Below are 20,428 nucleotides of genomic sequence, written 5' to 3'. Positions count from 1 at the left end.
GCCTTCATCGCTTAATCGAAGAGAATCGATGTGAAAGTACTCACTGTCTTTGGTACAAGGCCGGAAGCCATCAAGATGGCGCCTCTGGTTCATGCGCTCGCAAACGACCCTTATTTTGAGGCGAAAGTTTGCGTTACCGCGCAGCATCGGGAGATGCTGGATCAGGTCCTTAAACTCTTCTCCATTGTTCCCGACTACGACCTCAATATTATGAAGCCGGGGCAAGGATTAACCGAAATCACCTGCCGTATTCTGGAAGGGTTAAAGCCTATTCTGGAGTCGTTCAGACCGGATGTCGTGCTGGTGCATGGCGATACCACCACCACCATCGCCACCAGTCTGGCGGCGTTCTATCAACGTATTCCGGTGGGTCATGTCGAAGCCGGCTTACGTACCGGGGATCTCTCCTCTCCGTGGCCTGAAGAGGCCAACCGGACCCTGACCGGCCATCTGGCGATGTATCATTTTGCGCCAACCGAGAATTCCCGGCAGAACCTGCTGCGTGAAAACGTCAACGACCAGCATATTTTTGTCACCGGCAACACGGTGATCGACGCGCTGATCTGGGTGCGCGACCGGGTGCTGGCGAACGAGAGACTGCGCGGACACCTGGCCGAGCAGTATCCCTTCCTCGCCAACGGTAAAAAGATGATTCTGGTCACCGGGCACCGGCGGGAAAGCTTTGGTCAGGGCTTTGAGCAAATCTGCCATGCGCTGGCCGAAATCGCCGCGCAGAACGAAGATGTCCAGATCGTCTATCCCGTGCATCTGAACCCTAACGTCAGCGAGCCGGTTAATCGCATCCTGGGGCACGTCAAAAACGTCATACTTATTGAGCCGCAGGACTATCTGCCGTTCGTCTGGCTGATGAACCATGCCTGGCTGATCCTGACGGATTCAGGCGGTATTCAGGAAGAAGCCCCTTCACTCGGGAAACCGGTGCTGGTGATGCGTGAAACCACCGAGCGTCCTGAAGCGGTTAAAGCGGGAACGGTAAGGCTGGTGGGCACCGATTCGCGAACCATCGTCGAAGAGGTGACGCGCCTGCTGCACAACAATGAAGAGTATCAGGCCATGAGCCGGGCCCATAATCCGTATGGTGATGGCCAGGCCTGTGACCGTATTTTGTTCGCACTCAAACACAATCGGGTATCGCTATGAGTTTTACTACCATTTCTGTCATTGGTCTTGGCTATATCGGGCTGCCAACGGCGGCGGCATTTGCCTCCCGTCAAAAACAGGTAGTGGGTGTTGATATCAACCAGCATGCGGTTGCCACTATCAACAAGGGTGAAATTCATATCGTTGAGCCGGATCTCGACAAGGTAGTAAAAACGGCCGTTGAAGGGGGATACCTGAAGGCCAGCACCACGCCGGTAGCCGCCGATGCCTACCTGATCGCCGTGCCGACGCCGTTTAAGGGCGATCACGAGCCGGATATGGTGTATGTCGAAGCGGCAGCGAAATCTATCGCCCCGGTGTTAAAGAAAGGCGCGCTGGTGATCCTCGAGTCCACCTCGCCGGTCGGCGCTACCGAGCAGATGGCCGAGTGGCTGGCGGAGGCCCGCCCGGACCTGACCTTCCCGCAGCAGGCGGGTGAGCAGGCCGATATCAACGTCGCCTACTGTCCGGAGCGCGTGCTGCCGGGGCAGGTGATGGTTGAGCTGATTAAAAACGATCGCGTGATTGGCGGCATGACCCCGGTCTGTTCCGCCCGCGCCAGCGAGCTGTACAACATCTTCCTGGAAGGCGAGTGTGTGGTAACCAACTCCCGCACCGCCGAGATGTGCAAACTGACCGAAAACAGCTTCCGCGACGTCAACATCGCGTTTGCCAATGAACTGTCGCTCATCTGTGCCGATCAGGGGATTAACGTCTGGGAACTGATTCGCCTCGCGAACCGCCATCCGCGCGTCAATATCCTGCAACCGGGACCGGGCGTGGGCGGTCACTGTATCGCGGTCGACCCGTGGTTTATCGTGGCGCAGAACCCGCAGCAGGCGCGTCTTATCCGTACCGCCCGCGAAGTAAACGACAGCAAACCTCACTGGGTGCTGAATCAGGTGAAAGCCACGGTGGCAGATTACCTGACCCAGAGCGGCAAGCGGGCCAGTGAAGTGACCATCGCCTGTTTCGGTCTGGCCTTTAAGCCGAACATTGACGATCTGCGTGAAAGCCCGGCGATGGAAATTGCCGAAATGATTGCCCAGTGGCACAGCGGCGAAACCCAGGTGGTTGAACCCAATATCCACGAGCTGCCAAAAAAACTGGCTGGCCACTGCACCCTGGTAAGCGTTGATGATGCGCTGGCCACCGCCGATGTGCTGGTGCTGCTGGTGGATCACAGCGAGTTTAAAGCCATCAAGGGCGAGGCTGTGCGTCAGGATTATATCGTTGATACCAAAGGTGTCTGGCGTTGAGCCAGCTCTTCGGCGAATTACAGCCGCTGGCGTGGGAGAGTGAGTTTTTGCCCTCCCCACGGCGATTGTGCGCCTCTCTGATGATGCGCCGTTGCTGGCGGCCTCCGGTTTAGACGCCTGGCAGCGGGTGCAGGCCAAAATTCCGGCCACCCGCGCCGACTGGCTGGATGCGCTGCAGCAGCTGGGGTTCAGGCTGGTAGAAGGCGAAGTCGATCTTGCCATTACCGTAACGCAGCATGCCTGCCCGGGTGCTGTACCCGCAACCGAACAGGATATTCCGGCGCTGCGCCAGCAGGCCGCGCAGGCCTTTGCCCGGAGCCGCTTTCGCGCGCCCTGGTACGCCCCGGACGACAGCGGCCGCTTCTATGCCCAGTGGATCGAAAATGCGGTAAAAGGCACCTTCGACCATCTTTGCCTCGTGTTCCGTGCGCCGGATGGTGCCATCGAGGGCTTTGTCTCCCTGCGTAAGCTCAGCGACGACGAGGCGCGTATCGGCCTGCTGGCCGGGCGCGGCATGGGCGAAAAGTTAATGCAGGCGGCGCTGCACTGGGCGCAGCAACAGCAGATTTCTACTTTGCGGGTGGCGACCCAGATGGGCAACACCGCCGCGCTTAAACGTTACATCGCAAGCGGCGGCAACATCGAATCGACCGCTTACTGGCTATACAGGTGACAAGATGATCCCATTTAATGCGCCTCCTGTGGTGGGCACCGAACTCGATTACATGCAGTCTGCGATGGGCAGCGGCAAACTTTGTGGCGATGGCGGTTATACACGTCGTTGCCAGCAGTGGATGGAGCAGCGTTTCCAGAGTCCTAAAGTTCTGCTGACCCCGTCCTGCACGGCGTCGCTGGAGATGGCGGCGCTGCTGCTTGATCTGGGTCCCGGTGATGAAGTGATCATGCCGAGCTATACCTTCGTCTCCACCGCCAACGCCTTCGTGCTGCGCGGGGCAAAAATCGTCTTTGTGGATATCCGCCCGGATACCATGAACATCGACGAGACGCTGATTGAAGCGGCGATCACCGACAAAACCCGCGCCATCGTGCCGGTTCACTATGCCGGTGTGGCGTGTGAGATGGACACCATCATGGCGATTGCCAAAAAGCACAACCTGTTCGTGGTGGAAGACGCCGCCCAGGGGGTGATGTCCACCTACAAAGGCCGCGCGCTGGGCACCATCGGGCACATTGGCTGCTTCAGCTTCCACGAAACCAAAAACTACACCGCGGGCGGTGAAGGCGGGGCGACGCTGATTAACGATCGTGCCCTGGTGGAGCGTGCAGAGATCATCCGTGAGAAAGGCACCAACCGCAGCCAGTTCTTCCGCGGGCAGGTGGATAAGTACACCTGGCGCGATATTGGCTCCAGCTACCTGATGGCGGATCTGCAGGCGGCGTACCTGTGGGCCCAGCTGGAGGCGGCAGACCGCATCAACCAGCAGCGCCTGGCCCTGTGGCAGACCTATCATGATGCCCTGGCCCCGCTGGCGCGCAAAGGCCGTATCGAACTGCCGACCATCCCGGCGGACTGCGTGCACAACGCCCATATGTTCTACATCAAGCTGCGGGATAACGACGATCGCAGCGCTCTTATCGCGTATCTGAAAGAGGCTGAGATCCTGGCGGTGTTCCACTATATTCCGCTGCACTCGAGCCCGGCGGGCGAAGCCTTTGGCGAGTTCGTGGGTGAAGATCGCTTCACCACGAAAGAAAGTGAGCGGTTACTCCGCTTACCGCTGTTCTACAACCTCGCTGCGGTTAACCAGCGCACGGTGATTAATACCCTTCTGAGTTATTTCGGCTGATATGTCTCTGGCGAAAGCATCGGTGTGGACCGCCGCGTCCACACTCGTCAAGATCGGCGTGGGATTGCTGGTCGTAAAACTGCTGGCCGTCTCCTTTGGTCCTTCCGGTGTCGGGCAGGCGGGTAACTTCCGCCAGTTGGTTACCGTACTGGGCGTACTGGCCGGGGCGGGGATCTTCAACGGCGTGACCAAGTACGTCGCGCAGTATCATGACGATGCGGCGCAGCTGCGCACGGTTGTCGGCACCTCATCGGCGATGGTACTGGGCTTTTCCACCCTGCTGGCGGTCATCTTTTTACTGGCGGCGGCGCCCATCAGTCAGGGCCTGTTTGGTCATCCAAATTATCAGGGCCTGGTGCGGCTGGTGGCGCTGGTTCAAATGGGCATCGCCTGGGCGAACCTGCTGCTGGCGCTAATGAAGGGCTTTCGCGATGCCGCGGGCAATGCGCTGGCGCTGATTATCGGCAGCGTGATAGGGGTCATTGCCTATTACTTCTGCTATCGGCTCGGCGGCTACGAAGGCGCGCTGCTGGGGCTGGCGCTGGTGCCAGCGCTGGTGGTTGTTCCGGCGGCCTTTATGCTGATGCGCAGGGGCACCATTCCGCTGCACTATCTCAAGCCCAAATGGGACAACATCCTCGCGGGCCAGCTGGGCAAATTTACCCTGATGGCGCTCATCACCTCCGTCACCCTGCCGGTGGCCTATGTGATGATGCGAAACCTGCTGGCGGCGCACTACAGCTGGGACGAAGTGGGGATCTGGCAGGGGGTCAGCAGTATCTCCGATGCCTACCTGCAGTTTATTACCGCCTCCTTTAGCGTCTACCTGCTGCCAACCCTGTCTCGCCTGACGGCGCGGCAGGAGATCACCCGCGAAATTCTCCGCTCGCTGCGCTTCGTATTACCGGCGGTCGCGGTGGCCAGTTTTACCGTCTGGTTGCTGCGCGATGTCGCCATCTGGATGCTGTTCTCTGACAAATTTACCGCGATGCGCGATCTGTTCGCCTGGCAGCTGGTGGGGGACGTGCTGAAAGTAGGCGCTTACGTCTTTGGCTATCTGGTGATCGCCAAAGCGTCGCTGCGGCTCTATATCCTGGCGGAAATCAGCCAGTTTGCGTTGCTCACCGCATTCTCGCACTGGCTGATCCCAGCGCACGGCGCGCTGGGGGCGGCTCAGGCCTACATGGCCACCTACATTGTCTATTTTGCTGCCTGTTGCGGCGTCTTTTTACTTTGGCATAAACGCGCATGACTGCACTGATTCACGTCCTGGGATCGGATATCCCACATCATAACCAGACCGTACTGCGGTTCTTCAACGATGAACTGGCACCCGGCAGCGCGCTGGCGCGCGAATTTATGGTGGTGGGCAAGGACACCGGCCTTGGCGCCGCCTGCCCGGCACTGCAGCTGACCTTCTGGCCGGACAAAGCCTCGCTTGCAAAAGCGGTGATCGCCAAAGCCAAAGCGAATCGTCAGCAGCGCTTCTTTTTCCACGGGCAGTTTAATACCGGCCTGTGGCTGGCATTGCTGAACGGCGGGATCAAGCCCGCGCAGTTTTACTGGCATATCTGGGGCGCGGATCTGTATGAAGTCTCCCGGGGCTGGAAATTCCGTCTCTTCTACCCGCTGCGGCGCATGGCGCAGGGCCGGGTGGGTTGTATTTTTGCCACCCGCGGCGATCTGAACTACTTCGCGAAACAGCATCCGAACGTGCGCGGCGAGCTGCTCTATTTCCCGACCCGCATGGACCCGGCGCTGAACGGTTTAGCCAGTGACGTGAAACGCGAGGGCAAGCTGACGATTCTGGTGGGCAACTCCGGGGATCGCAGCAACGAGCACGTTGCGGCTCTGAAGGCGGTACATCAGCAATTTGGCGATACGGTCAACGTGATCGTGCCGATGGGCTATCCTGCTAATAATGCGGCGTACATCGATGAAGTCCGTCAGAGCGGGCTGGCGCTGTTCAGCCCTGACAACCTGCAGATCCTCAGCGATAAGCTGGCCTTTGACGACTACCTGGCGCTGCTGCGCCAGTGCGATCTGGGCTATTTCATCTTTGCGCGCCAGCAGGGGATTGGCACGCTGTGTCTGCTGATCCAGGCGGGCGTACCCTGCGTGCTTAATCGCGAAAACCCGTTCTGGCAGGATATGGCTGAGCAGCACATTCCGGTGCTGTTCACCACGGATGACCTGAGCGAAGAAGTGGTGCGTGAAGCTCAGCGACAGCTGGCGCAGGTGGATAAAAACGCCATCGACTTCTTCAGCCCGAACTACCTCACGCCGTGGCATCAGGCGCTGCGGATCGCCTCAGGAGAGAATGCATGAGCCAGTTGCAATTTAGCGGCCTGCTGGTCATCTGGCTTCTGAGCACCTTGTTTATCGCCACCCTGACGTGGTTCGAGTTCCGCCGGGTGCGCTTCAACTTTAACGTCTTCTTCTCGCTGCTGTTTCTGTTGACCTTTTACTTCGGCTTCCCGCTGACCAGCATTCTGGTCTTCCGCTTCGATGTGGCCGTTGTCCCGCCGGAGATCCTGATGCAGGCGCTGCTGTCGGCCACCTGCTTCTATGGGGTCTATTACGTCGCCTATAAGACGCGGCTAAAACCGGCCAGCAGCAACGTATCGCGACGACCACTGTTCACGATGAATCGGGTCGAGACGCACCTGACCTGGATGATGCTGATGGGGATTGCGCTTGTCACCGTCGGTATCTTCTTCATGCACAACGGCTTTTTGCTGTTTAAGCTGCACTCTTACAGCCAGATCTTCTCCAGCGAAGTCTCCGGCGTGGCGCTCAAGCGCTTCTTCTATTTCTTCATTCCGGCGATGCTGGTGGTCTATTTTCTGCGTCAGGATGCCCGGGCGTGGCTGTTCTTCCTGGTCAGCACCGTGGCGTTTGGCCTGCTGACCTACATGATTGTCGGCGGCACGCGCGCGAACATCATTATCGCCTTCGCCATCTTCCTGTTTATCGGCATCATTCGCGGCTGGATCTCGCTGTGGATGCTGGCTGCGGCGGGCGTGATGGGGATCGTGGGGATGTTCTGGCTGGCGCTGAAGCGGTATGGCATGGACGTCAGCGGCGACGAGGCGTTTTACACCTTCCTCTACCTCACCCGCGACACCTTCTCGCCGTGGGAAAACCTGGCCCTGCTGCTGCAGAACTACGACAAAATCGATTTCCAGGGGCTGGCGCCCATTGTCCGCGATTTTTATGTCTTTATCCCCACCTGGCTGTGGCCGGACAGGCCCGGCGTGGTGCTGAACACCGCGAACTACTTTACCTGGGAAGTGCTGAACAACCACTCCGGGCTGGCGATTTCACCGACGCTGATCGGCTCGCTGGTGGTAATGGGCGGCGGCTGGTTTATCCTGCCGGGCGCCATTGCCGTGGGGCTGATTATCAAGTGGTTCGACTGGCTCTATACCCTGGGCAATCAGGAGACCAACCGCTACAAGGCAGCAATTTTGCATAGTTTCTGTTTCGGTGCCATTTTCAATATGATCGTGCTGGCGCGAGAAGGACTGGATTCGTTCGTCTCCCGCGTGGTCTTTTTCATGGTGGTTTTTGGCGCCTGTCTGCTGCTGGCGAAGCTGCTGTACTGGCTGCTCGACAGCGCCGGGTTAGTGCATAAGCGCGAACCGGCTGGCGGCAGGGCGCTTTCGCGAGTCTGAGTAAGGATAATAATGACTGACAATACCTCTGCACCGCAGTATGACCTGCGGGGGCTGAAGCTGATCGGCTGGCGTGATATGCAGCATGCGCTGGACTATCTGTGCGCCGGGGATGGGATCAAAACCGGCACGCTGGTGGCCATCAATGCAGAAAAAATGCTTACCATTGAGGATAACGCCCAGGTGCGGGATCTCATCGAAGCGGCCGAGTTTAAATACGCTGACGGGATCAGCGTGGTTCGCTCCGTGCGTAAGAAATACCCGTCTGCCAATATCTCCCGCGTGGCAGGTGCCGATCTCTGGGAAGCGCTGATGGCGCGGGCGGGGGCAGACGGTACGCCGGTGTTTCTCGTTGGCGGCAAGCCTGAGGTGCTGGCGCAAACCGAGCAGAAGCTGCGTGCGCAGTGGCAGGTGAATATTGTTGGTAGCCAGGACGGTTATTTCAGCGCGGACGATCAGCAGGCGCTGTTTGCCCGCATTCGTGACAGCGGAGCGAAGATTATCACCGTCGCCATGGGGTCTCCGCGCCAGGAGATCCTGATGCGCGACTGCCGCCTGGTCTACCCGGACGCGCTCTATATGGGCGTGGGCGGCACCTATGATGTCTTTACCGGCCATGTGAAGCGTGCGCCAAAAGTGTGGCAGAACCTGGGGCTGGAGTGGCTGTATCGTTTGTTATCCCAGCCCAGCCGCATCACCCGCCAGCTACGTCTGCTGCGTTATCTCGGCTGGCACTACTCAGGACGGCTTTAATATCTTATTAGCAGCGCGATATGCTGTTCGCGCTGCAACTCACCTGCAAACATGCTGCTTTTATGTGCAATACATTCATTTTTTTAACGCATCGTTTGCCATTTCACAAAATTTAAGAAACCATTCCCCCCCGTCACTACCGTACCAGGCTGTTTTTGCATCAACCGTTAACATAAACGGTCCATTACGCACAGCCTGTGATAGCGCATCTGTACCTATAACAATAACCGGCTAAGGCCGGGAGAGTCGCAAGCACAACCGAGGATTTATGGCAGAGAAAAAACTGGAGCTTCAGCGTGGGCTGGAAGCTCGTCATATTGAACTTATCGCCCTTGGCGGGACGATTGGCGTGGGCCTGTTTATGGGCTCCGCCAGTACCCTGAAATGGGCCGGACCGTCGGTCCTGCTGGCGTATATCATCGCCGGGCTGTTCGTCTTCTTTATCATGCGCTCCATGGGCGAGATGTTGTTCCTTGAACCGGTCGCCGGTTCGTTTGCCGTCTATGCGCACCGCTACATGAGCCCGTTTTTTGGCTATCTCACGGCGTGGTCGTACTGGTTTATGTGGATGGCGGTGGGGATATCGGAGATCACCGCCATTGGGGTCTACGTGCAGTTCTGGTTCCCGGAGATGGCGCAATGGATACCCGCGCTGATCGCCGTGGGGCTGGTGGCGCTGGCGAACCTGGCCGCCGTGCGTCTGTACGGTGAGATCGAGTTCTGGTTCGCGATGATCAAAGTCACCACCATTATCGTGATGATTGTCATCGGCGTGGGGGTGATTTTCTTCGGTTTGGGTAACGGCGGCCAGGCGATTGGCTTTAGTAATCTGACTGAACACGGCGGCTTCTTTGCCGGCGGCTGGAAAGGCTTCCTGACCGCGCTCTGTATCGTGGTGGCGTCCTATCAGGGCGTTGAGCTGATTGGGATTACCGCCGGTGAAGCGAAAAATCCGCAGGTGACCCTGCGCAGCGCGGTAGGCAAGGTGCTGTGGCGTATCCTGATCTTCTACGTGGGCGCGATTTTCGTCATCGTTACTATCTTCCCGTGGAATGAGATTGGCAGTAACGGTAGCCCGTTCGTGCTGACCTTTGCCAAAATCGGCATTACCGCGGCGGCGGCGATTATCAACTTTGTGGTGCTGACGGCGGCGCTGTCCGGCTGTAACAGCGGCATGTACAGCTGCGGACGTATGCTCTACGCCCTGGCGAAAAATCGCCAGCTTCCGGCGGCGGTGGGCAAAGTCTCCGCGCGGGCGTGCCGGTGGCGGGTGTAGCCATCTCTATTGTCATCCTGCTGGTGGGGTCATGCCTGAACTACATCATCCCGAACCCGCAGCGTGTCTTTGTTTACGTGTACAGCGCCAGCGTTCTGCCGGGCATGGTACCGTGGTTTGTGATCCTGATAAGCCAGCTGCGTTTTCGCCAGGCACACAAAAAAGCGATTGCCAGCCATCCGTTCCGCTCCATTCTGTTCCCGTGGGCGAACTACTTAACGATGGCGTTCCTGATCTGCGTGCTGATCGGCATGTACTTCAACCAAGACACCCGCATGTCGCTGTATGTCGGGATGATCTTCCTGGCGGCCGTGAGTGCGGGATATAAGCTTTTTGGCCTGGGTCGCCACATAGATCGGACAAAAACGCAGTAATATGCGGCAAAATGCGCAAAGTCTAAGCAAACGCGCATTTATTTTTAAAAAAGCACTAGACAGCAGACCGAGACCTCCGTAATATCCAGCCCCGCAACGGCGCTAAGCGCCCGTAGCTCAGCTGGATAGAGCGCTGCCCTCCGGAGGCAGAGGTCTCAGGTTCGAATCCTGTCGGGCGCACCATTTACCCGGTGCTCGAGCTGCGGTGGTCTGTGAAGTAGGCAGAACCGCGTGAAAGAATACAGTGGTGGCTATAGCTCAGTTGGTAGAGCCCTGGATTGTGATTCCAGTTGTCGTGGGTTCGAATCCCATTAGCCACCCCATTATTTAAAGAGTTGTGAATTGCGAAGGTGGCGGAATTGGTAGACGCGCTAGCTTCAGGTGTTAGTGTCCTTAGGATGTGGGGGTTCGAGTCCCCCCCCTCGCACCACGACTTTTAATGAATTGAACTAAAAATTCAAAAAAGCAGTATTTCGGCGAGTAGCGCAGCTTGGTAGCGCAACTGGTTTGGGACCAGTGGGTCGGAGGTTCGAATCCTCTCTCGCCGACCAATTTTGAACCCCGCTTCGGCGGGGTTTTTTGTTTTCTGTCATTCCTGCCACTGTTGTTTATTGCCGACAGCGATATGCTGGCCTGTCGTGAATAAGTGACACTTAACCATTTGAAATATATAAATATATTAATTTTGCGTTATGGGCGTCTCTCCCAGGAGACAGTTTCCCCCATTTGTCGAAGCATTCTGCTGCCTGTTTACCGCCTTACAGGGATAATTTCCTTTTATCTTAAAAAGTTGGGATACATACAACTTCGGGATGCAACTTTGGCACGTTGCGTGCAATAATATACGTGTAGATGCTCATTCCATCTCTTATGTTCGCCTTAGCGCCTCATAAACTCCGGAATGACGCAGAGCCATTTACGGTGCTTATCGTCCACTGACAGATGTCGCTTCGGCCTCATCAAACACCATGGGCACAACGTTGAGTGAAGCACCACAAGTTGTCAAACAGACCTGTTTAACGCCTGCTTTTAGCAGGCGTTTTTTTATGCCTTATCTGCGGTATCGCATCATGATCCCCACCACAATCAGCAAGGCACCGCCTGAAACGCCGTACAGCGCTTCTACCGGTCCCAGCGCGTCAGCCGCCACGGCGGTAACGCAGGTAAAGAGGGCAGCGCTGATGGTTTGCCATCGCCATGCCTTACCGCTGGCAGCAGAGACTTGCGCTGCCTGAAAGCTACTTAATACGCTGTAGGTTCCGGCCGCAAAGACGATATTAGAGGCCAGATGGGCGATAAATACGACCCCCAGCGCCTGCATCCCGGGCAACAGCGGGATCGCGCCATAAGAGAGTAAAAACAGCCCCAGGCAGGCCAGCAGACGGCGGTTTTGTCCGGCGTAGCGGGCCAGACTTTCTCTTTTGAGCAGCAGCGGGCCGCACAGTTGCCCCATGCTGCGGGCAAACAGCAGAGGCAGAGCCAGACCGGTGGCATCATCCGGTTCAATGTGCTGCGCCAGGGCAGGCAACAGCGCCATGGCAGGCGATCCCACTGCGGCGAGTGCCGGGAGCAATAACAGGCTGCGCTTTTGCTGCGAAACCAGCGTCTGCCAGCGTACCGCCACCGGTTTTTCTGCTTCGGCTGCGTGCTCGGGTGCCAGAGAGGGTAACGCCTTGCCCGTGAGTACTAACATCAGCAGCGAGCCGGCAAAGGTGAGCGCGTCGATCCCCACCAAAGCCAGCGCAGGCAGATGGTGAAACAGCACGATGCCCAGCCCCGTCCCGACCAATACCTGAGAAGCAAAAATCATATTCTCCAGACAGGTGGCCGCAGGCAGTTCGGCTTCTGACAGGCCGCGTCTGAACAGCAGGGTCAGGGCTGGCCAGGTCATGCCCATCAGAAAGGCCTCGGTAGACTGTACCGCCAGCAGCGCCGTAACGCTGTGATACTGAATACCCAGCAGAGGGAACAGCAGGGCGAGCAGACCCAGCCCCTCCGTCAGCAGCAGCAGGTGGACAGGGGAATAGCGCATACAGAGCTTTTCCCCGACGAGGCTGCCGAGAAACCCCGGCAGGGTGGCAAACAGGTATGCCATTGTCAGTAAGGATGCGGGTGCCTGCCAGTCAAGCAGCAGGCCAAAGACCATCACCTGGGTTAAGCCATTGCCCAGCGAGGTGAAGAGAAAAGCGCAGGCCAGCAGGCGCAGCCAGCGATGGCAGCGCAGCGCGTGAAAAAGCGCATACAGAAGCGTGTTCATGAAACGATCCTTTCAAAAACGATATAGTCCACACCGTAAAAGGCGTGTGCAGAAAATTGTTTAATGAAAGGAGTTCGTTACATTGGCGGAGTCGGTCTCTGAAGATGATGCAAAGAATGTAGCAAATAAAAAAGGAGGCCGTCAGGCCTCCTGTTAAATTATTGTTGCGGAGGATTATTCTGTAGCGTCAGCAGCAGGCCATCGCGTCGCATCGCGGCGGCCTCTTCCGGCAGATGCAGCTTATCCAGCGTATCCGCCAGCCAGGCGTAATCGAAGGCATCCGGGCGCTGTTTTAACGCGGCGCGGAAGGCGAGGCTGGCCTCTTTCCACTCGCCATGTCTTGCCAGCGACTGGCCCAGAGTACTCCACAGCAGGGGCGATCGCCCACGGCTTTGATCTGCTGGCGAAGCATTTTTTCGATCTGCTCCGGATTATTGGTTTTCAGACGCGGGATCACCATCACCAGACGATCATCATACTGACGCTTCAGGCCATCAACAATGATGCTCTGGGCGGTATCATGATCGTCACACTCTATCAGGTGCTCCGCCATGGCAACCTGCAGTGGCACCTGCTGACGGGTTTTGCGGCTCTGATTTTTCCACCACTCTTTCAGGCCATCGCTGCCCTGATCGGCACGCGCCTGGTCCATGAGACCAATCCAGGCCTGACGTTGCAGGCTGTCGCGCTGCTCTTCGTCTCCCACGTCGGCTTTCGCCATTGACGGGATGATGTCCAGCAGCGAGCCCCAGGCGCCGGTGCGGATGTAGGCCTGCTCTGCCAGACGCAGCACTTCCGGATGGCGCGGGGTGATCTCCAGCAGGCGATCAACGCCGTGACGGGCGGCATGATTCTCATTGCGCGCCAGCTGCAGGCGCACGCGGGTGATCTCAACCGGAATCGGGTCGTTTTCAGCAAGCTCAGCGGCGCGCTCCAGATGCTGATTGGCGCGCACTTCATCGCCGCGCTGCTGTGCAGCCTCTGCAGCCAGGAGATAGTTCACCACCGGTTGTTCAGCGTGATCGGCGTTCTTCGACATCAGCTTCTCAACCTGCTGATAGTCACCTTCAGCCAGCTTCAGCAGCGCCTGTTCGGTCTGCTTGCGGGCACGGCGGCGCTTGCGACCGACAAACCAGCTGCGGGTATGCGCGCCGGTACGGAAGATGCGGCGCAGGATCCATTCGATCGCCAGAAACGCCACCATCGCCAGGATCAGAATGATCACCAGGCCCGTGACGCTGGTTTCGATATTGTAGTTATCGGTCTGGATCAGCACGTAACCCTGATGACCTGCCAGGATAGGGCCGAGAACGATCCCTGCGATCAGCAGTGCGAAGAGTAACAGGACTTTTAACATAATTACTCTCCTTGCGGCGCGCTGTCAGGGGCCGGAGCCGGGGCAGGAGTCTGCGCCGCCGCTTCGCCCGGCTGTGCCAGCAGGTTACGCACGCGCGTCTGCATCAGCTTCTCCAGAATCGGCTGGCTCTCCAGCTTATCCGGTACGTTCATGGTGATGTTCTGCTGGCTCAGCTTATCCACGTCTTCGAGGAAGGCCGTGGTAGTGGCATCGTCGGTATCGTAGTAAGCGCGTACCCAGGTGGAGACGTTATCCAGCGCCTGTTTGTAGGTCTCTTCCTGATGACGCGGCACGGCCTGTGCGGCTACCAGCAGACGTGAACGCAGGTTCTCGCGCAGGTAGACGTCCTGATTCGGGGCTAACAGCGGCACGGCGGTCTCATCGCGGCGGCGGACGGTGATAAAGCTGTCCATAAAGTTCTGCCAGCTTTTTTGCAGGTTGATACGCCACTCGCTCAGCGAGCTGGAGAGTTCGCTGCTGTCGGAATCCATTGGGGAGTCGTCGTCATTATTGTCTGCCAGACGCAGGTTATCGATCTGGTTCGACAGCTGGTTCACTTTCAGGATGATGCCGTCGTAATCCACCTGCGAAACGGTCGACAGGCTGGCGATATCCGCAGTGAGCGCGCGGCGGGCGGTAATCAGGCTCGGGTCGTTCATATCGCCCAGGCTGGCATCGGCGCTTTTCAGCAGCGCGGCAGCGGTGGTGACATCCTGATCGCTCCACAGCTTGCGTCCGGCCAGTTTAACCAGGAAATCAGCCTGCGCCAGCAGCCAGGTTTTGGCGTCGGTACCCGAAATAGCCGCCACTTTCTGCTGCATCTCATCCAGCTGTTTGACCAGCTCGTCCTGTTTGTGAGTGGCTGCAGCCAGCTGGTCGGCCTGCTGTTTGATGACGCCGTCCAGCTCGTTTTTCTGCGACTGCTGCGCCTGTTGTAAGGCGGTGATTTGCGTCACCAGTTCATCGTTCGTCGCAACCTGATTGGTCGCCTGTTTTTTCACCAGACCATACAGGCCCACGCCTGCGGCCAGCGCAATGGCGATGGCAATCGCGCTCAACGCCAGACTGGTTTTATTGCTGCCATGCTTTTTCTCTGTCGTTTCTGGCTGTGGCGTGGTGTCCACAGTCTCCCTGGTCTCTTCAACCACGGCGGAGGATTTTTCTTGTTCCGTCATTATGGCTTCCCATTATGAGAGTTATTGTAATGCGCGCAGCAGCGCATCGTTGTCGGCGTTATCAGCGATCCGAATATCTTGCCAGCCCAGTTCCCGGGCGAGGTTCGCCAGACGCTCACTGACGACCAGAAGCCGACAGCGGAGTAACCAGTTTTCACGATACCATTGTGGGATGAGTGTCCAGAGCTGTTGCAGCATCTCCCCGCTGGTTACCACCAGGGTGGTGATGCCGCGAGCCTGCCAGCGCATCGCCTCTTCCGCACCGTCATAGTGTTTATGGCTACGTTGATAACATTCACAAAATGTCACTTCTGCTCCACGCTCACGCAGCGTGTCGCCCAGCAATTCTCGCCCACCGTTGCCGCGCAAAATCAGCGCGCGCTTCCCCACAACAGTTTGTAATTCAGGTAATTGTAGCAACACTTCGCTGGTTTCCCGATCCAACGGATAGCGAATGTGCTGGCCGCTTTCGGTATGCAGCGCCAGGGCAGTGGTTCTGCCGATGGCGAAATAGCGCGGCGCATCAGGCCAGCGCTGGCCGTCCTGCTGCAGCCGGGCGTGGGCAAACTCCACGGCATGTTGTGACAGGGCAAACAGCAGATCGCCAGCCTGCAGCGCGCCAAGATGACCGGTGAGCTGGGGCAGCTCCCGGCCCGGAGAAAACTCAATCAGCGGAAAGCTCCACGCCACCTGCCCCAGTGCGCGCAGTCGGCTCACTAACTGATCTCCAGCGGGAGAAGGGCGGGTGACGAGAATACTCATGCCGGGGGTTCTCCATTATAGACGTCCGCGAGAATTTCACGGGCGCCGTTATTCAGCAGCTCTTCCGCCAGTGAAATCCCCAGCTGTTCTGCATCCTGTGGTTTACCGCGACGTTCGCCGCGCACCATCTGCGAACCGTCCGGCGCGCCAACCAGCGCGCGCAGCCACAGTTCGCCATCGGTTAATTCAGCATAGCTGCCAATCGGCACCTGACATCCCCCTTCAAGGCGGGTGTTCATGGCACGCTCCGCCTGAACGCGGATTGCGGTCTCGTCGTGATTGAGCGGTGCCAGCAGCGCATGGGTACGGGCGTCGTCGAGTCGGCACTCTATGCCCACCGCGCCCTGACCGACGGCCGGCAGCGACTGTTCCGGGGAGAGCGCCGCCTTAATACGCGACTCCAGGCCCAGGCGTTTCAGACCGGCAACCGCCAGAATAATGGCATCATATTCACCGTTATCCAGCTTGCCGAGACGGGTGCCGACGTTACCGCGCAGGGAGCGGATGATCAGGTCCGGGCGGTACTCGGCCAGCTGGCACTGGCGGCGTAAACTTGATGTGCCAACAATGCTCCCCTGAGGCAGGGCATCCAGCGAGTCGTAGTGACTGGAGACAAAGGCATCGCGCGGATCCTCACGCTCGCAAATGGTGACCAGCCCCAGCCCTTCAGGGAAATCAACCGGGACGTCCTTCATAGAGTGGACCGCGATATCAGCACGACCGTCAAGCAGTGCCAGCTCAAGCTCTTTCACGAACAGGCCTTTACCGCCCACTTTCGCCAGAGGCGTATCAAGAATGACATCACCGCGCGTCACCATGGGCACCAGCTCTACACGCAAATCGGCATGACAGGCCTCGAGGCGCTGCTTAACATAATGTGCCTGCCAGAGCGCAAGGGGGCTTTGGCGTGTGGCAATTCTTAAAACATTGTCTAACATGCTTGTTACCGTCTTAATCGTCTGTTGACCATCCTAACATTGTTGTCTCAGCACTGTCAGGTTTACGGACGTTGAGGGGGACAGGACAAGGCTGCGATAGAAGTTGCCTGCTGCCGTATTCAGGAATTTACACGTACAGAACGGTGCTACACTTGTATGTAGCGCATCTTTCTTTACGGTCAAACGGCAAGGTGTTAAATTGATCACGTTTTAGACCATTTTTTCGTCTCCATGACCATAAAGATAAGGGCGAAAAAAGGCGACGGCTACTTTCGAAATACTGTGAACGCCTAATCCTCAGTCTGACTGGCGATTAGAGCCTTCTGAACATCAGGCGATACGTCTTGTACCTCTATATTGAGACTCTGAAACAGCGACTGGATGCCATCAATCAACTGCGCGTCGATCGTGCGCTTGCTGCCATGGGACCTGCTTTTCAACAGGTTTACAGTCTACTGCCGACATTGCTGCACTATCACCATCCGCTGATGCCGGGTTACCTTGACGGTAACGTTCCCAAGGGCATCTGCCTTTTCACGCCTGATGAAACCCAACAGCACTATCTGAAAGAGCTGGAACTCTATCGTGGCATGCCGGCACAAGAGTCCCCGAAAGGCGAACTGCCGATCACCGGCGTCTACACCATGGGCAGCACCTCTTCGGTGGGGCAAAGCTGTTCGTCGGATCTCGATATCTGGGTTTGCCATCAATCCTGGCTCGATAACGAAGAGCGCCAGCTGCTGCAGCGTAAATGCAGCCTGCTTGAGAGCTGGGCGGCATCGCTCGGTGTGGAAGTCAGCTTCTTCCTGATTGATGAAAACCGTTTCCGCCATAATGAAAGCGGCAGTCTGGGTGGTGAAGACTGCGGCTCGACTCAGCACATCCTGTTGCTGGATGAGTTTTACCGTACCGCCGTGCGCCTGGCCGGGAAGCGTATACTGTGGAGCATGGTGCCGTGCGACGAAGAAGAGCACTACGACGACTACGTCATGAAGCTCTACGCCCAGGGTGTCCTGACGCCAAACGAATGGCTGGATCTGGGCGGCCTGAGCTCGCTGTCTGCGGAAGAGTACTTCGGTGCCAGCCTGTGGCAGCTGTATAAAAGTATTGATTCCCCGTATAAAGCAGTGCTGAAAACCCTGCTGCTCGAAGCCTATTCCTGGGAATACCCGACGCCGCGCCTGCTGGCGAAAGACATCAAACAGCGTCTGCATGATGGCGAGATCGTCTCTTACGGTCTTGATGCCTACTGCATGATGCTCGAGCGCGTCACCGAATACCTGAAAGCCATCGACGATCCCACCCGTCTGGATCTGGTCCGTCGATGTTTCTATCTCAAAGTGTGTGAGAAGCTCAGCCGTGAACGCGCCTGCGTTGGCTGGCGTCGTGAAGTGGTCAGTCAGTTAGTCAAAGAGTGGGGATGGGACGAAGAGCGTCTGTCGATGCTTGATAACCGCGCCAACTGGAAGATTGATCAGGTGCGTGAAGCGCACAACGAGCTGCTCGATGCGATGATGCAGAGCTACCGTAACCTGATCCGCTTTGCCCGTCGTAACAACCTCAGCGTTTCCGCCAGCCCGCAGGACATCGGGGTGTTGACCCGTAAGCTGTACGCCGCGTTTGAAGCGCTGCCGGGTAAAGTGACGCTGGTGAACCCGCAGATTTCGCCTGATCTGTCTGAACCGAACCTGACCTTTATCTATGTGCCGCCGGGCCGCGCGAACCGCACCGGGTGGTATCTCTACAACCGTGCGCCAAGCATGGATTCGATCATCAGCCATCAGCCGCTGGAATATAACCGCTACCTGAACAAGCTGGTGGCCTGGGCCTGGTTTAACGGCCTGTTGACCTCCCGCACGCGCCTGTTTATCAAAGGCAACGAGATTGTCGATTTAGCCAAATTGCAGGAAATGGTCGCCGACGTATCTCACCACTTCCCGCTGCGTCTGCCTGCGCCGACGCCAAAAGCGCTCTACAGTCCGTGCGAAATCCGCCATCTGGCGATTATCGTCAACCTGGAATATGACCCGACGGCGGCCTTCCGCAATCAGGTGGTCCATTTCGATTTCCGTAAGCTGGATGTGTTCAGCTTTGGCGAGCAGCAAAACTGCCTGGTGGGCAGCGTCGATCTGCTGTACCGCAACTCGTGGAACGAAGTGCGTACCCTGCACTTTAACGGCGAGCAGGCGATGATCGAAGCGCTGAAAACGATCCTCGGCAAGATGCATCAGGATGCCGCACCGCCGGACAGCGTTGAGGTGTTCTGCTACAGCCAGCATCTGCGCGGCCTGATCCGTACCCGCGTGCAGCAGCTGGTTTCCGAATGCATCGATCTGCGCCTCTCCAGCACCCGTCAGGAAACCGGGCGCTTCAAAGCGCTGCGCGTCTCCGGCCAGACCTGGGGCCTGTTCTTTGAACGCCTGAACGTCTCGGTGCAGAAGCTGGAAAACGCCATCGAGTTCTACGGCGCTATTTCGCACAACAAGCTGCACGGTCTGTCGGTGCAGGTTGAGACCAACCACGTCAAACTGCCGCAGGTAGTGGACGGTTTTGCCAGCGAAGGGATTATTCAGTTCTTCTTTGAAGAGTCGGGGGATGACGCCGGGTTCAACATCTACATCCTCGATGAAACCAACCGCGCCGAAGTGTATCACCACTGTGAAGGCAGCAAAGAGGAGCTGGTGCGCGACGTCAGCCGCTTCTACTCTTCTTCACACGATCGCTTCACCTACGGCTCAAGTTTCATCAACTTCAACCTGCCGCAGTTCTATCAGATTGTGAAGGTGGATGGCCGTGCGCAGGTGATCCCGTTCCGCACCCAGGCGATTACGCCAGTCGTGCCTGACAGACAGGACGCCAGCACCCCGCTGTTGCAGCAGTATTTCTCCTGACGACCATTGCCCGGATGTACGGTTCGGGCCATTGTAGGCCCGGTAAGCGCAGCGCCACCGGGCAAAACAGCCCTAGCGGAAGCTAACCTCTTCCCCTGACTGCGCGGTCGCTGCCTGCTCCAGCAGATCCCAGAACGTCTCACCGCTACGATCGCAAACCCACTCGTCGCCCTTCAGGTCGAAATGGTAGCCGCCCTGTTTGGTGGCGAGCCAGACCTGGTGAAGCGGTTCCTGGCGGTTAATAATGATTTTGCTGCCGTTTTCAAAGCTGATGGTCAGCACACCGCCGTTGATTTCACAATCGATGTCGCTATCGCCGTCCCAGTCATCAAGGCGTTCTTCGATGGTTTGCCACAGGTTATCGGCAAGGCGATGGAATTCACTGTCATTCATGGTTCTGTTCCTGTTTTTCGTGATGGCGGCAGTATAACGCTAAATAATTCCGGTTGCAGGTTAGCGGCTAACTCTTGCTTTTGTGCCTTCTCCTGCGATGATAGAACACATAAAGCACGAACTTACAGGCAACCAATAATGAAAAACGTTTTTCGAACGCTTGCCGTTCTCCTCACGCTGTTTAGCCTGACCGGTTGTGGTCTTAAAGGGCCGCTCTATTTCCCGCCAGCAGATAAAACCGCACCGCCGCCGACTAAAAAAGTGGAAAGTCCTGTTGAGTCCACCATGCCGGGTCGTAACGATCGTGGCGATAACAACGGTCCAAGCCAGGTCAATTACTGACAAGC

At 57.5% G+C, this 20,428-nt stretch carries 14 protein-coding genes, 4 tRNA genes and 3 pseudogenes; 15 read left to right on the top strand and 6 right to left on the bottom strand.

What is annotated here, in order from left to right; genetic code table 11:
* Positions 1 to 30 precede the first annotated feature (30 nt).
* The 13 genes and pseudogenes from wecB (at position 31) to K5I40_RS23185 (ending at position 10,859) form a co-directional block, all read left to right on the top strand.
* A complete protein-coding gene (wecB, locus tag K5I40_RS23245) occupies positions 31 to 1,161 on the top strand; it encodes a non-hydrolyzing UDP-N-acetylglucosamine 2-epimerase (RefSeq protein ID WP_223075747.1) in 1,131 nt (376 codons plus the stop codon).
* Positions 1,158 to 2,420: a UDP-N-acetyl-D-mannosamine dehydrogenase gene (gene wecC / locus K5I40_RS23240; RefSeq protein ID WP_223075748.1), complete on the top strand. Its 1,263-nt coding sequence runs from the start codon at positions 1,158 to 1,160 to the stop codon at positions 2,418 to 2,420. Before wecB ends, wecC begins: the two co-directional genes overlap by 4 nt.
* A pseudogene (gene rffC / locus K5I40_RS23235) lies at positions 2,417 to 3,093 on the top strand (dTDP-4-amino-4,6-dideoxy-D-galactose acyltransferase). Before wecC ends, rffC begins: the two are co-directional and overlap by 4 nt.
* Before the next feature lie 4 nt (positions 3,094 to 3,097).
* On the top strand, positions 3,098 to 4,228 hold the full coding sequence (gene rffA / locus K5I40_RS23230) for a dTDP-4-amino-4,6-dideoxygalactose transaminase (RefSeq protein ID WP_139563820.1): 1,131 nt from the start codon (positions 3,098 to 3,100) through the stop codon (positions 4,226 to 4,228).
* A gap of 1 nt (position 4,229) precedes the next feature.
* Complete coding sequence (gene wzxE / locus K5I40_RS23225; RefSeq protein WP_223075750.1) at positions 4,230 to 5,480, top strand: lipid III flippase WzxE; 1,251 nt, start codon at positions 4,230 to 4,232, stop codon at positions 5,478 to 5,480.
* Positions 5,477 to 6,556 (top strand): TDP-N-acetylfucosamine:lipid II N-acetylfucosaminyltransferase, encoded by a 1,080-nt coding sequence (locus K5I40_RS23220; protein ID WP_223075751.1) that lies wholly within the window; start codon positions 5,477 to 5,479, stop codon positions 6,554 to 6,556. The genes wzxE and K5I40_RS23220 overlap by 4 nt, the downstream gene beginning before the upstream one ends.
* The gene (wzyE, locus tag K5I40_RS23215; RefSeq protein ID WP_223075752.1) at positions 6,553 to 7,905 is read left to right on the top strand and encodes an ECA oligosaccharide polymerase; all 1,353 of its coding nucleotides are present in this window, start codon (positions 6,553 to 6,555) and stop codon (positions 7,903 to 7,905) included. Before K5I40_RS23220 ends, wzyE begins: the two co-directional genes overlap by 4 nt.
* A 12-nt stretch (positions 7,906 to 7,917) precedes the next feature.
* A complete protein-coding gene (gene wecG, locus K5I40_RS23210) occupies positions 7,918 to 8,658 on the top strand; it encodes a lipopolysaccharide N-acetylmannosaminouronosyltransferase (protein ID WP_223075753.1) in 741 nt (246 codons plus the stop codon).
* Positions 8,659 to 8,926: 268 nt separating this feature from the next.
* A pseudogene (locus K5I40_RS23205) lies at positions 8,927 to 10,308 on the top strand (amino acid permease).
* A gap of 106 nt (positions 10,309 to 10,414) precedes the next feature.
* Positions 10,415 to 10,491: transfer RNA gene (locus K5I40_RS23200), tRNA-Arg, on the top strand.
* 64 nt (positions 10,492 to 10,555) lie between these two features.
* Positions 10,556 to 10,631, top strand: a tRNA-His gene (locus K5I40_RS23195).
* A 21-nt stretch (positions 10,632 to 10,652) separates the two neighbouring features.
* Positions 10,653 to 10,738: transfer RNA gene (locus K5I40_RS23190), tRNA-Leu, on the top strand.
* A gap of 44 nt (positions 10,739 to 10,782) precedes the next feature.
* Positions 10,783 to 10,859, top strand: a tRNA-Pro gene (locus tag K5I40_RS23185).
* Positions 10,860 to 11,359: 500 nt separating this feature from the next.
* Here the strand turns inward: K5I40_RS23185 and K5I40_RS23180 are convergent.
* The 5 genes and pseudogenes from K5I40_RS23180 to hemC form a co-directional block, all read right to left on the bottom strand.
* On the bottom strand, positions 11,360 to 12,565 hold the full coding sequence (locus K5I40_RS23180; RefSeq protein ID WP_223075754.1) for an MFS transporter: 1,206 nt from the start codon (positions 12,563 to 12,565) through the stop codon (positions 11,360 to 11,362).
* Between the two features lie 158 nt (positions 12,566 to 12,723).
* A pseudogene (gene hemY / locus K5I40_RS23175) lies at positions 12,724 to 13,922 on the bottom strand (protoheme IX biogenesis protein HemY).
* A 2-nt stretch (positions 13,923 to 13,924) separates the two neighbouring features.
* Positions 13,925 to 15,097 (bottom strand): uroporphyrinogen-III C-methyltransferase, encoded by a 1,173-nt coding sequence (gene hemX, locus K5I40_RS23170; protein WP_223075755.1) that lies wholly within the window; start codon positions 15,095 to 15,097, stop codon positions 13,925 to 13,927.
* Positions 15,098 to 15,118: 21 nt separating this feature from the next.
* Positions 15,119 to 15,859 (bottom strand): uroporphyrinogen-III synthase, encoded by a 741-nt coding sequence (hemD, locus tag K5I40_RS23165; RefSeq protein WP_039031218.1) that lies wholly within the window; start codon positions 15,857 to 15,859, stop codon positions 15,119 to 15,121.
* Positions 15,856 to 16,797 carry a hydroxymethylbilane synthase gene (hemC, locus tag K5I40_RS23160; protein WP_039031217.1) on the bottom strand — a complete coding sequence of 314 codons (942 nt, stop codon included), beginning with the start codon at positions 16,795 to 16,797 and terminating at the stop codon, positions 15,856 to 15,858. Before hemC ends, hemD begins: the two co-directional genes overlap by 4 nt.
* Positions 16,798 to 17,141: 344 nt before the next feature.
* On the opposite strand from hemC, the gene cyaA reads away from it, so the two are divergent.
* Complete coding sequence (cyaA, locus tag K5I40_RS23155; RefSeq protein ID WP_039031216.1) at positions 17,142 to 19,688, top strand: class I adenylate cyclase; 2,547 nt, start codon at positions 17,142 to 17,144, stop codon at positions 19,686 to 19,688.
* 72 nt (positions 19,689 to 19,760) lie between these two features.
* Here the strand turns inward: cyaA and cyaY are convergent, their stop codons facing one another.
* Positions 19,761 to 20,081 (bottom strand): iron donor protein CyaY, encoded by a 321-nt coding sequence (gene cyaY, locus K5I40_RS23150; RefSeq protein ID WP_039031215.1) that lies wholly within the window; start codon positions 20,079 to 20,081, stop codon positions 19,761 to 19,763.
* Positions 20,082 to 20,219: 138 nt separating this feature from the next.
* Between cyaY and K5I40_RS23145 the strand changes: the two genes are divergently transcribed.
* Positions 20,220 to 20,423, top strand: coding sequence for an LPS translocon maturation chaperone LptM (locus K5I40_RS23145; RefSeq protein WP_039031214.1), 204 nt, complete (start codon positions 20,220 to 20,222; stop codon positions 20,421 to 20,423).
* Positions 20,424 to 20,428: the final 5 nt, after the last annotated feature.

The sequence above is a fragment of the Leclercia sp. LTM14 genome (assembly GCF_023736175.1).
Taxonomy (GTDB): Bacteria; Pseudomonadota; Gammaproteobacteria; order Enterobacterales; family Enterobacteriaceae; genus Enterobacter; species Enterobacter barmai.
Note: the sequence above shows the minus strand (reverse complement) of the source record. Positions and strands in the feature narration are given on the sequence as shown.